The sequence below is a fragment of the Bacteroides pyogenes genome, assembly GCF_014196225.1.
Lineage (GTDB): Bacteria > Bacteroidota > Bacteroidia > Bacteroidales > Bacteroidaceae > Bacteroides > Bacteroides pyogenes_A.
Map to the genome: position 1 here is coordinate 1 of NZ_JACIDI010000018.1, position 14,767 is coordinate 14,767.

Consider the following 14,767-nt stretch of genomic DNA (forward strand, 5'->3'; position numbering starts at 1 on the left):
CGGCAAGGCGATGGTTCCGTCATCGGCAAGGCGATGGCTCCGTCATCGGTCAGGCGATGGTTCCGTCATCGGCAAGGCGATGGCTCCGTCATCGGCAAGGCGATGGCTCCGTCATCGGCAAGGCGATGGCTCCGTCATCGGCAAGGCGATGGCTCCGTCATCGGCAAGGCGATGGCTCCGTCATCGGCAAGGCGATGGCTCCGTCATCGGTCAGGCGATGGTTCCGTCATCGGCCGGGCGATGGTTTCGCCCTATATATTATAAGATACGCGTACATTATTATATAAAATTACTATGGCATACATTAACTCTATAAATTGAAACAGGTATGATAGAATTCGAAGTAAAATCACGTAAGATGACTATCGGCAAGAACAAAGGCAAGACCATGTACTATGCCGTGCCCAAAGTAAGCAAACAGCACCTCACCTCCTACCAGCTGGAGAATGAGATTATTGCCGCCACCTCGCTCACACGGGGCGATGTGCGCAACGCCCTCACCTCGCTCGCCGAGACGGTGAACCGCGCCCTGAGTCGCGGAGACTCCGTCGACTTGGGCGACTTGGGCATGCTGAAGGTTATCGTCAACCCGGTGTATAAAGAAAAAGAAGAAGAGGTCACCGCCTCTGCCCTGAAAGGGCCCATCGTTCGCTTCTACCCCAAGCTGGGCATGCGACAGGCGTACAAGAGCGTGCAGATACGCGTAACGAACCCGAAAGCGCACACCGCAGGCGGAGGAGCCACCCCGCCCGCTTCCGGAGGCGGAGGCGAAGCCCCCGACCCGGCAGGATAAGGCCATACGTGCGTCTTTCCCGTTTCACAGCCGAGACAAGTCGCCGCCCACAGGAGCAACCATGACACACCGGCGCTGCATGCAAGCACGGCGAAAGGCATGTCAAGGGAGCGACCTCTGAAAGGCTTACAGCCTCACGCAGCGGCAAGTCCCCGTCTCTCGGTCAACGGACGGAAGAGACCGCCGCTGACCGGCCGCAGCGAAACCCACTTGGAAGCGCTTCCCGGCAGCCTGTCATGGTTCTCCTTTCCGGCACCGGCACGGAATGAGCATATATATAATATGGTGTAAATTACGCAGCGAGTAATTTAAACCATAGTATCAGCACTAAAAAACAGCAATAGTACTAAACTAAAAACAGTAACATTATGAAAACAACCCATTTCCTTGCAAGCACGGTGAAAGCAGCTTTCGCCCTTGCAGCAGTATTCACCCTCTCGTTCGCCATCGCCTCGTGCTCGAAGGACGATGACAACGAACCCAAAGTGCCTGCCAACACCATTGTTCTCGACGGTGTCACAATGCCGGTAACCGATGCGGGAATAGATGAAGTTGAATTAAATAAAGGCAACTACGAGATAATTCTCTTTGTGTCGGAAAAGAAGGGCATTAAAATAATGGCGGGGAAAGAGTACCATAATGGCAAGACCATCAACCTGACGAAGAAAGAGCCTGAACACGACGGATGGTATTGGAGCGTCGAATGCTATAATCCTGAGAAAATCTTCGATACTTATGGAGAACCCGGGAGTTCATATCCTGTCTTCATGAGCGGTACGCTCTATGTGAAACACCTTGGCAGCGAAGGCGGCAAGCCTGTCTTCGAAATCGTACTGAAGAACGGCAAGGTAAAAGGTGAAGGAGAGTATGGAGACGGCAAGGAGCATACCGTGAACATCAACTGGAAAGGAAGTCTGAGGTTCGATGACTACTAATCAACCGGTAATATAGAAGCAGATAAGCATATATATGGTAGCTACATTATATATCTAAGTGTAATTAAACTAAGTTCATTAACCTTTAAACTATTTACATTATGGCAAATTATGGAGGTGAATTATCAAGTTTGGATTTTAGTAATCTAATTGGCGGTCCGCTGACAGCGGTAGTGGAAGCACAGTCGCAAGCAGCTCAAAGCACGGTCGACTTCATAAAAGCAATGGGATTCGATGATGAAGGTAAGCCACAATATGTCACTTTCAAGTATCCTAAAGAGACACAACCCTACGTGCCTGCTGTATTAAATGAGCAAGGACAGGAAGTAAAAGCTGCTGTTCCGGCTAAGATAGAAATGATGGAAATGCAGGTACCTTTCCTGACGCTCATCCCTATTCCTTTCATACGCGTAGAAGAAGCGACAGTAGATTTCAACGCCAAAATCAATGCGGTGGAAACTAAAGATACCTCTTCGGAATTAGGAGTAGGCGCTTCATTAAACTTCAAGCAGAAGTGGTGGAGAGGGTCGGTAAACCTGAAAGCATCGTTCTCGTATAAGAAGAGTACGACTACCGGCAATAAAGTAGATCGTACCTACTCCATGGCAGTTCATGTTCGTGCCGTACAAGATGAAATGCCCGGAGGTATGGAAAAGATGCTCGGTATCCTCGAGTCGTCTATGCTCGAGAAGAAAGCGACAGAATGATGACAGACCATCGACCGTAACAACAGGTAGATACATCTGTCAGTAGTCAGTAATTATGAGTCCGGTAAAGCGTATCTGCATCCGGACTCATATTTCCCGAATAAAGGCAAAACATCTGATAAATAAAGAGAAAATGATAGAGTTAAGTGACTTTTTAGGCAATATCCTGTCTCAGATCAGCGAGGCAAGAAAGCAAGCCGACGAGGCAAGTATACGTATGGCCCGGCAGTATGCCGAAGACGAGCTGCTGCGGCATCTTCCCGTTCCCCGTGTACGCCTGCCCAACATGGAGATAACCATTCCCGTCTGTATCAAAGAAACTCGGAAAACAAGCGTATATGATCCTCAAAAGGGAATAGTGAGAAAAGAGCTGGTGCGCAATGTCTACAATACGATGCAGAAAGAATTCGTAAAAGCGTATCCGAAGCGGAAAGATTTGCAGAAAGGCTATATACATATCAACAAGCAGTTGCTGACCAATACCGACCGGCTGAAAGAACAATTGGAAAGAGAAAGAGAGATTGATCCGGTTGTGACACGTTACATAAACAAAGCTGTCGATGAGTTCGCCACTACCCGGAAGCTCTCGGGCAAGAACAAAGATGTTGTCATAGCAACCATGAAAGGCAAGCTCAGCACAATCGTCAACGAAAGCATTCCACTTACTAAAGGCAGACTTACCGCTATAGGCATAACGCCCGAAAGCAATGAAATGAAAGAGCTCGAAGTGTCGGGGCAGCAACCCATGATGCTGAAACTCTCGGTCAAAGAAGAAGCTTTCGAGCTTATACGCAAAGAAGAAGAAGGGCAAAGACAGGTAGAGGGCAAAGAAATCGACAATTACTTCCTGAGTATCGAATAACCATCAATACACGCGGCATATGAAACACTCGATAACCTTATTTACCGACAAGGCGCAGGAGCTGCTTCGCCAAGTCTCCTGCATAGCCGACCAAATGGAAAAGAGTTCTTCGGGACTTACGGAAACGCTTCGCAAATGGTTGTCGGAAACCGAAGAGTTCCTGAAACAGTATAATTGTGCCGAGCAAGCTACCTTTGCAGCCATACGCGCCTCAGTGGCAGCCATCGGTGACAGAGGACCTACAGACAAAGGAGACTCTTTATCCGACAGAAGAAAAAGAAGGAAACAACTCTTTGCGCAATACATCAACGAAGGCGCAGAGTGTCTCTACCGGGTATATATGAGAGAAAACATCAAAGTAGAAGAAGCCCGTAAGCTCATTACCCAAGTGATACTCGTAGCCCTGCAGAACGGTCACCTTCACAGTCTCCCTCCCGACGGCCCGATGACAATGCCTCAGCTCACAACTTTCTACTCGGCGCTTTATGCCGACAATGAGCTGCGCAAAGGGATTCATCAGGCATTGGCGCTTGTCTCCTACCCCGACATATTACGGCTGACAGACGAAACCCTCAGCAGAATACTCTATGCAGAGCCCCGACCGCATGATGGATGAATAACCATACCTATGCCCTTAACCTTAGGTCGAGAATAAAAGACTCTCCCGACATGATTGCCACCGGACAGGCGAAACACGAGGGAAGGGAACACCGGACAATACACACGGCATAAGAGAGGAAATCTTCTGCACCGCTCCCCGCCACTGGCAAGCAATAAGCAATCATTCCCGACAGCCCGGAATCCTGATGAAAAGCAAAAATTAAGAAGGTTTCCGGGTTGCGTATTGTATAGAAAAAGCTATCTTTGCAGGGAGTTCGAAAGACATCCATTAAATTCTACACAATATGAACGATAACAAGCTTATGAATCGCGCAGCGGACAACATCCGCATTCTTGCGGCCTCGATGGTCGAGAAAGCGAAGTCCGGACATCCGGGCGGTGTGGAGAGCACCTCCGGCCGGCTGGAACAAGGGCAAGTTGGAGTTCGTTTGAGTTAATTGCCCTGCCGGGCAACAATACCGAAGCAGTGACACTTAAAGCAACAACAGCAAGTATATGAAAACAACTCTATTCTTTGCAAGCGCAATGAAAGCAGCTTTCGCCCTTGCAGCAGTACTAATCCTTACCTCATGCTCAAAAGACGATGACCAACCCGCCAACATCGCTATCATCGATGGAGAGGCAATCCCCCTGATTGGAGCGAGTATAGATTATAAGCATTTGTCCGAAGGGACTTATGAGATATTGCTCACTACAGCGGAAAAAGGCTCCATTTATATAATGGGAAACGAAGAATACCACAACGGCAAGACCATCGACCTTACACGCAAAGAGCCTAAACACGGCAGATGGCATTGGAGTATAGAATACCGTAATTCCGGCACAATATTCTTTACTTCCGGGCATCCGGACTACTCGCATCCGGTCTTTAAAAGCGGAACGCTCTATATGAAACGCCTCGACGACACTGACGAAACCCCTGTCTTCGAAATCCGGATAAAGAATGGCAAAATAAAGAACAAAGATGGATATAAGGATGGTAAAGAACACACCATCAGCCTCCACTACAAGGGCAAATTGATGTTCTTGCCTCCATTTTGGAATAGAAAGTAAAAGACTCTCCCGACATGATTGCCGCCGGACAGGCGAAACACGGGGGAAGGGAACACCGGACAATACACAGGGCATAAGAGAGGAAATCTTCTGCACCGCTCCCCGCCACTGGCAAGCAATAAGCAATCATTCCCGACAGCCCGGAAATCCTGACCAAAAGCAAAAATTAAGAAGGTTTCCGGGTTGCGTATTGTATAGAAAAAGCTATCTTTGCAGGGAGTTCGAAAGACATCCATTAAATTCTACACAATATGAACGATAACAAGCTTATGAATCGTGCGGCGGACAACATCCGCATTCTTGCGGCCTCGATGGTCGAGAAAGCGAAGTCCGGACATCCGGGCGGCGCTATGGGAGGCGCCGATTTTATCAATGTGCTCTTCTCGGAGTTCTTAGTCTACGACCCCGAAAATCCCCGCTGGGAAGGACGCGACCGCTTCTTCCTCGATCCCGGTCACATGTCGCCGATGCTCTATTCTACACTGGCACTCACCGGCAAGTACACGTTGGAAGAGCTGAAGAACTTCCGCCAATGGGGAAGCCCCACGCCGGGACATCCCGAAGTGGACGTGATGCGCGGCGTGGAGAACACCTCCGGTCCGCTGGGACAAGGGCATACGTTCGCCGTGGGGGCCGCCATCGCCGCCAAGTTCCTGAAAGCACGCTTCTGCGAGCTGATGGATCAGACCATCTACGCTTACATTTCCGACGGGGGGATACAGGAAGAGATCTCGCAAGGGGCGGGACGCATAGCCGGAACGCTCGGACTCGATAACCTCGTCATGTTCTACGACGACAACGACATACAGCTTTCTACCGAGACCAAAGACGTGACCATCGAAAATACCGCCATGAAATACGAAGCATGGGGATGGAAGGTGATCAGCATCAATGGGCACGACGTAGACGAAATACGCTCCGCGCTCAACGAGGCGAAGGCGACGAAGGGACGCCCGGTGCTTATCATCGGCAAGACGGTGATGGGAAAAGGCGCCCGCAGGGCAGACGGAAGCAGCTACGAGGCCGATTGCGCCACTCACGGCTCTCCGCTCGGGGGCGAGGCGTATGTAAACACCATCCGCAACCTGAACGGCGCCCCTGAAAACCCGTTCGTAATCTTCCCCGAAACAGCCGGAATATACGCCAAACGCAAGGAAGAGCTGAAGCGCATCACGGCGGAAAAGCATTCGAAAGAGGCGGCTTGGGCGAAGGAAAACCCTGAAAAGGCAGCCAAGCTGGAGTTCTTCTTCTCGGGCAAAGCTCCGAAAGTGGACTGGGCGGCAATCGAGCAGAAGGCCGACGGAGCCACTCGCGCAGGTTCGGCTACGGTATTGAGTGCGCTTGCCACGCAGGTGGAGAATATGATCGTTGCCTCCGCCGACCTTTCCAATTCCGACAAGACCGACGGCTTCCTCAAGAAAACGCGCGCATTTAGTAAAGGCGACTTCAGCGGCGCTTTCCTTCAGGCAGGCGTTTCGGAGCTTACCATGGCATGCATCTGCATCGGCATGTCGCTTCATGGCGGAGTGATCGCCGCATGCGGAACCTTCTTCGTTTTCTCCGACTATATGAAGCCGGCAGTGCGTATGGCCGCCCTGATGGAGCAACCGGTGAAGTTCATCTGGACTCACGACGCGTTCCGCGTAGGCGAAGACGGACCCACCCACGAACCTGTGGAACAGGAGGCGCAAATCCGCCTGATGGAAAAGCTGAAGAACCATAAAGGAGAGAACTCGATGCTCGTTCTGCGTCCGGCGGACGTAGAAGAGACCACCGTTGCGTGGAAGCTCGCCATGGAAAATACGGCAACTCCCACAGGACTCATCTTCTCGCGCCAGAACATCGTCAACCTCCCCGCAGGAAACGCATACGCGCAAGCGGAAAAAGGCGCTTACATCGTGGCCGGTTCGGACGAGAACCCCGACGTAATTCTGGTGGCTTCGGGCTCGGAAGTATCTACTCTGGTGGCCGGCGCCGAGCTGCTCCGCAAAGAAGGCGTGAAGATACGCGTGGTATCGGCTCCTTCCGAAGGGTTGTTCCGCAACCAACCCAAAGCGTATCAGGAGAGTGTTCTCCCTGCGGGAGCGAAGGTTTTCGGACTGACGGCAGGTTTGCCCGTAACGCTTCAGGGACTGGCGGGCGGCAACGGGAAGATATGGGGATTGGAGTCGTTCGGCTTCTCGGCCCCCTACAAGGTGCTCGACGAGAAATTAGGCTTTACTGCCGAAAACGTATATAACCAAGTAAAATCAATGCTCCAATGAAACTAATCGGATTGGCTGCCGACCATGCCGGCTTCGAACTGAAAGAGTACGTCAAGCGTTGGCTGGCGGCAAAAGGGTTGAACTGCAAGGACTTCGGGACAGACTCCGACGCAAGCGTCGACTATCCGGACTATGCGCATCCGCTGGCTTCGGCTGTGGAAGCGGGCGAATGCTATCCGGGCATCGCCATCTGCGGAAGCGGCAACGGCATCAGCATGACGCTGAACAAGCATCAAGGCATCCGCGCCGCTCTTTGCTGGAACGAGGAAATCGCCCGCCTGGCACGGTCTCACAACGACGCCAACGTGCTGGTGATGCCGGGACGCTTCCTCGACACCGCCGAAGCGGACAAGATTCTGACGGCGTTCTTCGCCGCAGACTTCGAAGGGGGCCGGCATCAAAGGCGTGTAGACAAGATACCTTGCAAATAAACAGAACCGGGAGCAGGATTCGGCTTCCGGCTCATCACCTTTTTGGCGGAGCCTCTGTTCCGACAAAACAGAGGCTTCGACGCATAACGACAGAGGCTCCGTTCCGACAAAACAAAGGCTTCGCACCATAACGACATAGGCTCCGTTCGGACAAAACAGAGGCTTCGACGCATAACGACAGAGGCTCCGTTCGGACAAAACAGAGGCTTCGACGCATAACGACAGAGGCTCCGTTCAGACAAAACAAAGGCTTCGACGCATAACGACATAGGCTCCGTTGGGACAAAACGGAGCCTATGTCATTCATTATACAGGCAAACACTCAACTTTTCTCTCATTTATTCGCCGGAGTCGCAGAAAGTCGCTATCTTTACCCGGAATTTTGTATTATTCACCATTAACATGTAAACATTATGGCAAGCAGAAGACAACTGAAAAAGAACGTCAATTATATCGCAGGAGAATTATTCACCGAGTGTCTGGTAAACAGCATGTTCATTCCCGGCACAGACAAAGAGAAAGCCGACGAACTGATGAGCGAAATACTGAAAATGCAGGATGATTTCATCAGCCGCATCAGCCATACCGAACCCGGAAACGTGAAGGGTTTTTATAAAAAGTTCCGTCAGGACTTCAACGCGAAAGTCGATGAGATTATTGATACAATCGAGAAACTCAACTAAAACGGAATGAAGAAAGCCATATACAGCTTTATCTATTATCGCTTGCTGGGATGGAAAACCCACGTCACCGTACCCGATTACGACAAATGCGTAATATGTGCCGCACCGCATACGACAAACTTCGACCTGTTCATAGGGAAGCTCTTCTACGGAGCATTAGGCCGCAAAACCAGCTTTATGATGAAGAAAGAATGGTTCTTCTTCCCTCTGGGAATCTTCTTCAAAGCAGCGGGCGGCATCCCGGTAGACCGCGGGCGGAAGACTTCGCTGGTAGACCAGATGGTGAATCATTTCGCCAAGAGCCGCAAGTTTCATCTGGCCATCACCCCCGAAGGAACCCGAAAGCCGAATCCCGACTGGAAGAAAGGCTTCTATTACATCGCCCTCAAAGCGCAGGTTCCCATCGTCCTGGTCGGAATCGACTATGAAAAGAAGACGATTACGGCAACAAAAGCCGTCATCCCCACAGGTGACATCGACAAAGACATGCGCGAAATCAAGCTCTATTTCAAAGACTTCAAAGGGAAACATCCCGAGAATTTCGTTCTGGGAAAGATATAATGAAAGCATGAAGATCTCACTGATACAGACAGATATCGTTTGGGAAGACAAACAGGGCAATCTCCGTTCGCTTCACGAAAAGCTGCAAAGCCTCCGTGGAACAACGGAGATTGTTGTTTTGCCGGAGATGTTCTCCACCGGATTCAGCATGCAGACCCGCCTCCTTGCCGAGCCTGCCGCAGGAGAAACCATACGCACCCTCAGAGAATGGGCCGCCCTGTACGATACCGCCATATGCGGCAGCTATATGGCGGAAGACAAGGGAGCATATTACAACCGCGCCTTTTTCCTCACACCCGAAGGGAGCGAATTTTACTGCGACAAGCGGCATCTGTTCCGCATGGGAGAAGAGCCCGCGCACTTTTCGAGCGGGAACAGCCGGCTCATCTTTCCTTATCGGGGATGGAACATCCGCCTGCTCGTGTGCTACGATCTGCGCTTCCCCGTATGGAGCCGGAACGTAAACAACGCCTACGACCTGCTGATTTACGTCGCCAACTGGCCGCTTCCCCGCCGCACGGCATGGGATACCCTGCTGCGTGCGCGCGCCATCGAGAACCAATGCTACGTTTGCGGGGTGAACCGTACAGGCGCCGACGCGAACGGGTTGGAGCACGACGGAGGAAGCGTGATTCTTTCGGCAACGGGAGAAACCATAGTCTCGCTGCCCGACGGAAAGGAAGGAATAGCCACCGGAGAAATCGGCCTGCCGGCTCTCAGACGATTCAGAGAGAAGTTCCCGGCATGGAAAGATGCGGACGTTTTCCGTCTGTAACGCCTGCGCGACAGCGTCTCTCTTTGCACGCTACCGGTTCGGCCATGCGGACATTCGCGCCCATATTCCATTCCCCCGAAACAAATGTTAAAAGAGTCTGAAACCGCAACAATACCTATAAATAAGTAGTTAATGGTATAAACATCTTTCGTATCTTTGTCGTGACAAAACAATAACCGCACAGACTTTGATCGCATATAACTTAATTTACAAATTTATGAAAACAAATCTTAGCTCTCAAATCACTCTCAACAGGGTCTCCCCCAAATATTACAGACCGGAGAATGCGTTTGAAAAGTCGGTCCTGACAAGACTTGAAAAAATCCCGACCGACATCTACGAATCGTTAGAAGAAGGGGCGAACGGCATCGCCCGCGAAATAGCGAAGACCATCCGCGAGAAACAGAAAGAAGGACGTTTCTGCGTACTGGCGCTTCCCGGAGGAAACTCCCCAAGCCACGTATATGCCGAACTCATCCGTATGCACAAAGAAGAAGGACTCAGCTTCCGCAACGTAATCGTATTCAACATGTACGAGTATTACCCCTTGAGCGCAGACGCGGTGAACAGCAACTTCAACGCTTTGAAGCAGATGTTCCTCGACCACATCGACATCGACAAGCAGAATATCTTTACTCCCGACGGGACAATCGCCAAAGATACCATCTTCGAATACTGCCGCTTGTACGAGCAACGCATCGAGAGTTTCGGAGGCATAGACATCGCCCTTCTGGGAATCGGCCGCGTGGGAAACATCGCGTTCAACGAACCGGGGTCGCGTCAGAACTCCACTACCCGGCTGATACTGCTCGACAACGACTCGCGCAATGAAGCCGCAAAGAACTTCGGAAGTATCGAAAACACTCCGGTAAGTTCCATCACCATGGGAGTATCAACCATTCTGAGCGCAAGAAAAATATACCTCTTGGCATGGGGCGAAGAAAAGGCCGCTATGATCAAAGCGTGTGTAGAAGGACCGATCACCGACACTATCCCGGCGTCTTACCTGCAAACGCACCGCGACGCCCACATCGCCATCGACCTTTCCGCCGCTTCGAACCTTACGCGTATCCATCGCCCTTGGCTGGTGACTTCGTGCGAATGGAACGACAAACTCATACGCAGCGCCATCGTATGGCTTTGCCAGCTCACCGGAAAGCCGATCCTGAAGCTGACGAACAAGGATTACAACGAAAACGGGCTGAGCGAACTGCTGGCTCTTTTCGGCTCGGCATACAACGTGAATATCAAGATATTCAACGACTTGCAGCACACCATCACCGGATGGCCCGGCGGCAAGCCGAATGCCGACGACACTTACCGTCCGGAACGCGCCAAGCCTTACCCGAAGCGCGTGGTGATTTTCTCTCCGCATCCCGACGACGACGTCATCTCGATGGGAGGCACATTCCGCCGGCTGGTGGAACAAAAACACGAGGTGCATGTGGCTTACCAGACTTCCGGCAACATCGCCGTGGGAGACGAAGAGGTGGTGCGCTTCCTGCACTTCATCAACGGCTTCAACCAAGTATTCAACAACAACGAAGACAAGGTAATCAGCGATAAATACGCCGAAATACGCAAGTTCCTCAAGGAAAAGAAAGATGGAGACATGGACACTCGCGACATCCTGACCATCAAAGGGCTGATTCGCCGCGGTGAAGCACGTATTGCCTGCGCCTACAACAACATTCCGCTGGATCGCTGCCACTTCCTCGACCTGCCTTTCTACGAAACGGGCAAAATCCAGAAGAACCCCATCAGCGAAGCCGATGTAGAGATTGTACGCAACCTGCTCCGCGAAGTGAAACCTCACCAAATCTTCGTGGCGGGCGACCTCGCCGACCCGCACGGAACGCACCGTGTTTGTACCGATGCCGTGTTCGCCGCCATCGACCTCGAGAAAGAAGAAGGGGCTGAATGGCTAAAAGATTGCCGCATCTGGATGTATCGGGGCGCATGGGCAGAATGGGAAATCGAGCACATCGAGATGGTTGTCCCCATCAGTCCGGAAGAATTGCGGGCCAAACGGAACTCCATTCTGAAGCATCAATCGCAAATGGAAAGCGCTCCTTTCCTCGGAAACGACGAACGCCTGTTCTGGCAACGAAGTGAGGAACGAAACCGCGGCACTGCCGCTCTGTACGACCGCTTGGGTCTGGCTTCTTACGAAGCGATGGAAGCATTTGTAGAGTACGTTCCGCTATAAATACATCAAAAATGACAGAAGAGTGGGAAGCTGGTCGCTTCTCACTCTTTTTTATATTCGCGAGATAATGATTCGGTTCGAAAACATACGTTCGGGAAGGCCGTGCAAGCACGACGGCGGGCATATGGGAAGCTTTTCTCAAAAATAATCCTCTTTTCCTGCCTGTTTCTCATTTAAAATTCTATCTTTGCTCCTATGAATAAAAAGGGGAGCAGCATCCGTGATAGCGGAAGCCTGCCGCCGACCGCATAGCGCATTGAATATGCAGAACCGCCGGTCTCTTTATCCATGCGCGGTCGTGTTGTAAACCGAGCATTAGAATTTGAAAATTAACCGTTAATACACAAAAGAATATGTATACGATACAAGCAAACCCCACCGGCACACGGAGCATAGAAGTATCCGACGAGAATCTGAAAACAGTCGAGAAGTATGCTTTGTTCCGTCATCTGATCGACAGCAACGGCATCGTAGACGAGAACGTACTGGACAAACTGAAACTGAATATCCGTTCACTGATTGCCAGTCAGGAAGAGAACAGCAAGGATCTGCTCGACCTCTGCATCGACGTCATATACCACAACAATATGAAGGCGTTCGGCTTGCAGCAACTGATCAAGCTTTATCTTACTTGGCTTCCCGGTCAGGAGGAAGAAGAGGAGGAAGAATGATTACCGTAGACACATGCGGAACAACCGCCTACAGCCCCCTGATTCCGGCAGTGAAAGCCATCTACCGGGCAAACCCGGGCGATACGCTCCGGATTATCATGAACCGTACCGATGCTTTTCAGGACTTGAAAGAATATCTTTCCGAGCAAGGAATCGGCTTTCGTGAAATTTACGACGGAGAGTGCATGACCATTCAGTTTACGGTCGGCAGCACGCTGTAAGCCTCGGCGCGGTGCCCGCCCCTATCCGGCAAACGATTGGAAAAAACTCTTATTATCCGTATCTTTGCGGCATGAATGACTATAAACTGACCGACTGGCTTCCCACGACCAAAAAAGAAGTGGAACTTCGCGGATGGGACAAACTGGATGTGATTCTCTTCAGCGGCGACGCGTATGTAGACCATCCTTCGTTCGGCGCGGCGGTAATCGGACGCATCCTCGAAGCGGAAGGGCTGAAGGTTGCCATTGTTCCCCAGCCCAATTGGCGGGATGATCTGCGCGACTTTAAGAAGCTGGGACGCCCCCGTCTGTTCTTCGGTGTTTCCGCCGGATGTATGGATTCTATGGTAAACAAATACACCGCCAACAAGCGTCTCCGCAGCGAAGACGCTTATACGCCCGACGGGCGCCCCGATATGCGCCCGGAATATCCCTCCATCGTTTACACGCAGATATTGAAAAAGCTCTACCCCGACGTTCCGGTGGTATTGGGAAGCATAGAGGCGAGCATGCGCAGACTGAGCCATTACGACTATTGGCAGGACGCATTGCGAAAAAGCATCCTTTGCGACAGCGGCGCCGACCTGCTGATTTACGGAATGGGAGAAAAGCCCATCATCGAGTTGGCTCGGAAGCTGGAAGAACACCAAAAACGGTCCGCCGACAATGTGCCGCAGCCTTCTTTCAGCATACATCGCTCGCCGCTGAACGGTATTCCGCAGATAGCCTACGTGGCAAATAAAAAAGAGTTTGCGGACGAAGCGGGCGATATCCGGCTCTATTCGCACGAAGAATGCCTGTCGGACAAGAAGAAACAGGCGGCCAACTTCAGGCACATCGAAGAGGAATCGAACAAATACAGCGCGTCGCGCATCACGCAGTCGGTGGGCAACCGCATCGTCGTGGTGAATCCTCCCTACCCTCCCATGAGCGAGGAAGAACTCGACCGTTCGTTCGACCTGCCTTATACGCGTTTGCCCCATCCCAAATACAAAGGCAAACGGATTCCGGCATACGACATGATCAAGTTCTCCGTCAACATCCATCGCGGATGCTTCGGCGGGTGCGCTTTCTGTACCATCTCCGCCCATCAGGGCAAGTTTATTGTGAGCCGCAGCAAAGAGTCTATCCTGAAAGAGGTGCGGAAAGTGACGCAACTGCCCGACTTCAAAGGTTACTTGAGCGATTTGGGAGGTCCGTCGGCCAACATGTACCGCATGAAAGGACGCGACGAATCCGTATGCCGGAAGTGCAAGCGTCCTTCTTGCATACATCCGAAGGTTTGTCCGAACCTGAATACCGACCACCGTCCGCTGCTCGATATCTACAAGTCGGTAGACGCTTTGCCGGGAATCAAGAAGTCTTTCATCGGAAGCGGCGTGCGTTACGACCTGTTGCTACATCAAAGCAAAGATGCCGAAACGAACCGCAGCGCAACCGAATACACGCGCGAGCTGATTACCCGCCACGTAAGCGGACGTCTGAAAGTGGCTCCCGAACATACGAGCGACCGGGTATTGGCAGTGATGCGGAAGCCTTCTTTCGAACAATTCGAGCAATTCAAACGAATATTCGACCGCATCAACCGGGAAGAGAATCTGCGGCAACAGCTCATTCCCTACTTCATTTCCTCACACCCCGGCTGCCGAGAAGAAGATATGGCGGAGCTGGCTGTCATAACCAAACGGCTCGACTTTCATCTGGAGCAGGTGCAGGATTTCACGCCCACTCCGATGACCGTAGCTACCGAAGCATGGTACACAGGATACCATCCTTACACACTGGAGCCGGTGTTCAGCGCGAAAACGCAACGGGAGAAGCTGCGTCAGAGACAGTTCTTTTTCTGGTATAAACCGGAGGAACGCCGGAACATCGTGAGCGAACTGAAACGCATCGGACGGCAGGACCTGATAGACCGGCTGTATGGAAAGAAAAAACAAGCAAGACGATAGTTCCGGATAAAGCAGTCATTCCGCTTCCG

At 51.6% G+C, this 14,767-nt stretch carries 17 protein-coding genes; all 17 read left to right on the forward strand.

Annotated features, from left to right (window positions below; all coding sequences use genetic code 11):
* On the forward strand, positions 1-264 hold a 264-nt coding region (locus GGR07_RS11115; protein ID WP_183200499.1), incomplete at its 5' end, for a hypothetical protein.
* 64 nt (positions 265-328) lie between these two features.
* Positions 329-793, forward strand: a complete 465-nt coding sequence (locus GGR07_RS11120; RefSeq protein WP_021644115.1) for an HU family DNA-binding protein — start codon at positions 329-331, stop codon at positions 791-793.
* Positions 794-1,161: 368 nt separating this feature from the next.
* Positions 1,162-1,728 carry a hypothetical protein gene (locus GGR07_RS11125; protein WP_034543019.1) on the forward strand — a complete coding sequence of 189 codons (567 nt, stop codon included), beginning with the start codon at positions 1,162-1,164 and terminating at the stop codon, positions 1,726-1,728.
* Between the two features lie 101 nt (positions 1,729-1,829).
* Positions 1,830-2,435: a DUF2589 domain-containing protein gene (locus GGR07_RS11130; protein WP_021644112.1), complete on the forward strand. Its 606-nt coding sequence runs from the start codon at positions 1,830-1,832 to the stop codon at positions 2,433-2,435.
* Between the two features lie 133 nt (positions 2,436-2,568).
* Complete coding sequence (locus tag GGR07_RS11135) at positions 2,569-3,297, forward strand: hypothetical protein (RefSeq protein WP_147298142.1); 729 nt, start codon at positions 2,569-2,571, stop codon at positions 3,295-3,297.
* Between the two features lie 19 nt (positions 3,298-3,316).
* The gene (locus tag GGR07_RS11140; protein ID WP_021644110.1) at positions 3,317-3,913 is read left to right on the forward strand and encodes a hypothetical protein; all 597 of its coding nucleotides are present in this window, start codon (positions 3,317-3,319) and stop codon (positions 3,911-3,913) included.
* A 289-nt stretch (positions 3,914-4,202) separates the two neighbouring features.
* Positions 4,203-4,355 (forward strand): hypothetical protein, encoded by a 153-nt coding sequence (locus GGR07_RS11145; RefSeq protein ID WP_021646098.1) that lies wholly within the window; start codon positions 4,203-4,205, stop codon positions 4,353-4,355.
* Positions 4,356-4,413: 58 nt separating this feature from the next.
* The gene (locus GGR07_RS11150; RefSeq protein ID WP_081724023.1) at positions 4,414-4,971 is read left to right on the forward strand and encodes a hypothetical protein; all 558 of its coding nucleotides are present in this window, start codon (positions 4,414-4,416) and stop codon (positions 4,969-4,971) included.
* Between the two features lie 251 nt (positions 4,972-5,222).
* Positions 5,223-7,235 (forward strand): transketolase family protein, encoded by a 2,013-nt coding sequence (locus GGR07_RS11155; RefSeq protein WP_122056567.1) that lies wholly within the window; start codon positions 5,223-5,225, stop codon positions 7,233-7,235.
* Positions 7,232-7,666 (forward strand): ribose 5-phosphate isomerase B, encoded by a 435-nt coding sequence (gene rpiB / locus GGR07_RS11160; RefSeq protein ID WP_122056566.1) that lies wholly within the window; start codon positions 7,232-7,234, stop codon positions 7,664-7,666. Before GGR07_RS11155 ends, rpiB begins: the two co-directional genes overlap by 4 nt.
* 413 nt (positions 7,667-8,079) lie before the next feature.
* Positions 8,080-8,349 (forward strand): hypothetical protein, encoded by a 270-nt coding sequence (locus tag GGR07_RS11165; protein ID WP_034543016.1) that lies wholly within the window; start codon positions 8,080-8,082, stop codon positions 8,347-8,349.
* A 6-nt stretch (positions 8,350-8,355) separates the two neighbouring features.
* The gene (locus tag GGR07_RS11170; RefSeq protein WP_034543015.1) at positions 8,356-8,910 is read left to right on the forward strand and encodes a 1-acyl-sn-glycerol-3-phosphate acyltransferase; all 555 of its coding nucleotides are present in this window, start codon (positions 8,356-8,358) and stop codon (positions 8,908-8,910) included.
* A gap of 7 nt (positions 8,911-8,917) precedes the next feature.
* Entirely contained in the window at positions 8,918-9,685 is a 768-nt protein-coding gene (locus GGR07_RS11175) for an amidohydrolase (protein ID WP_034543014.1), read from the forward strand.
* Between the two features lie 217 nt (positions 9,686-9,902).
* On the forward strand, positions 9,903-11,894 hold the full coding sequence (locus tag GGR07_RS11180) for a glucosamine-6-phosphate deaminase (RefSeq protein ID WP_122056705.1): 1,992 nt from the start codon (positions 9,903-9,905) through the stop codon (positions 11,892-11,894).
* 353 nt (positions 11,895-12,247) lie between these two features.
* The gene (locus GGR07_RS11185) at positions 12,248-12,565 is read left to right on the forward strand and encodes a hypothetical protein (protein ID WP_021646108.1); all 318 of its coding nucleotides are present in this window, start codon (positions 12,248-12,250) and stop codon (positions 12,563-12,565) included.
* Complete coding sequence (locus GGR07_RS11190; RefSeq protein WP_021646109.1) at positions 12,562-12,786, forward strand: sulfurtransferase TusA family protein; 225 nt, start codon at positions 12,562-12,564, stop codon at positions 12,784-12,786. The genes GGR07_RS11185 and GGR07_RS11190 overlap by 4 nt, the downstream gene beginning before the upstream one ends.
* A gap of 71 nt (positions 12,787-12,857) precedes the next feature.
* Positions 12,858-14,738 (forward strand): YgiQ family radical SAM protein, encoded by a 1,881-nt coding sequence (locus tag GGR07_RS11195; protein WP_034543013.1) that lies wholly within the window; start codon positions 12,858-12,860, stop codon positions 14,736-14,738.
* Positions 14,739-14,767: the final 29 nt, after the last annotated feature.

What these genes read in the sequence shown, in the direction of transcription:
- GGR07_RS11155 (WP_122056567.1), top strand. Translation starts at nt 5,223, where the DNA reads ATGAACGATAACAAGCTTATGAATCGTGCGGCGGACAACATCCGCATT.
- GGR07_RS11195 (WP_034543013.1), top strand. Translation starts at nt 12,858, where the DNA reads ATGAATGACTATAAACTGACCGACTGGCTTCCCACGACCAAAAAAGAA.
- GGR07_RS11140 (WP_021644110.1), top strand. Translation starts at nt 3,317, where the DNA reads ATGAAACACTCGATAACCTTATTTACCGACAAGGCGCAGGAGCTGCTT.
- GGR07_RS11130 (WP_021644112.1), top strand. Translation starts at nt 1,830, where the DNA reads ATGGCAAATTATGGAGGTGAATTATCAAGTTTGGATTTTAGTAATCTA.
- rpiB (WP_122056566.1), top strand. Translation starts at nt 7,232, where the DNA reads ATGAAACTAATCGGATTGGCTGCCGACCATGCCGGCTTCGAACTGAAA.
- GGR07_RS11145 (WP_021646098.1), top strand. Translation starts at nt 4,203, where the DNA reads ATGAACGATAACAAGCTTATGAATCGCGCAGCGGACAACATCCGCATT.
- GGR07_RS11135 (WP_147298142.1), top strand. Translation starts at nt 2,569, where the DNA reads ATGATAGAGTTAAGTGACTTTTTAGGCAATATCCTGTCTCAGATCAGC.
- GGR07_RS11125 (WP_034543019.1), top strand. Translation starts at nt 1,162, where the DNA reads ATGAAAACAACCCATTTCCTTGCAAGCACGGTGAAAGCAGCTTTCGCC.
- GGR07_RS11120 (WP_021644115.1), top strand. Translation starts at nt 329, where the DNA reads ATGATAGAATTCGAAGTAAAATCACGTAAGATGACTATCGGCAAGAAC.
- GGR07_RS11175 (WP_034543014.1), top strand. Translation starts at nt 8,918, where the DNA reads ATGAAGATCTCACTGATACAGACAGATATCGTTTGGGAAGACAAACAG.
- GGR07_RS11170 (WP_034543015.1), top strand. Translation starts at nt 8,356, where the DNA reads ATGAAGAAAGCCATATACAGCTTTATCTATTATCGCTTGCTGGGATGG.
- GGR07_RS11190 (WP_021646109.1), top strand. Translation starts at nt 12,562, where the DNA reads ATGATTACCGTAGACACATGCGGAACAACCGCCTACAGCCCCCTGATT.
- GGR07_RS11150 (WP_081724023.1), top strand. Translation starts at nt 4,414, where the DNA reads ATGAAAACAACTCTATTCTTTGCAAGCGCAATGAAAGCAGCTTTCGCC.
- GGR07_RS11165 (WP_034543016.1), top strand. Translation starts at nt 8,080, where the DNA reads ATGGCAAGCAGAAGACAACTGAAAAAGAACGTCAATTATATCGCAGGA.
- GGR07_RS11185 (WP_021646108.1), top strand. Translation starts at nt 12,248, where the DNA reads ATGTATACGATACAAGCAAACCCCACCGGCACACGGAGCATAGAAGTA.
- GGR07_RS11180 (WP_122056705.1), top strand. Translation starts at nt 9,903, where the DNA reads ATGAAAACAAATCTTAGCTCTCAAATCACTCTCAACAGGGTCTCCCCC.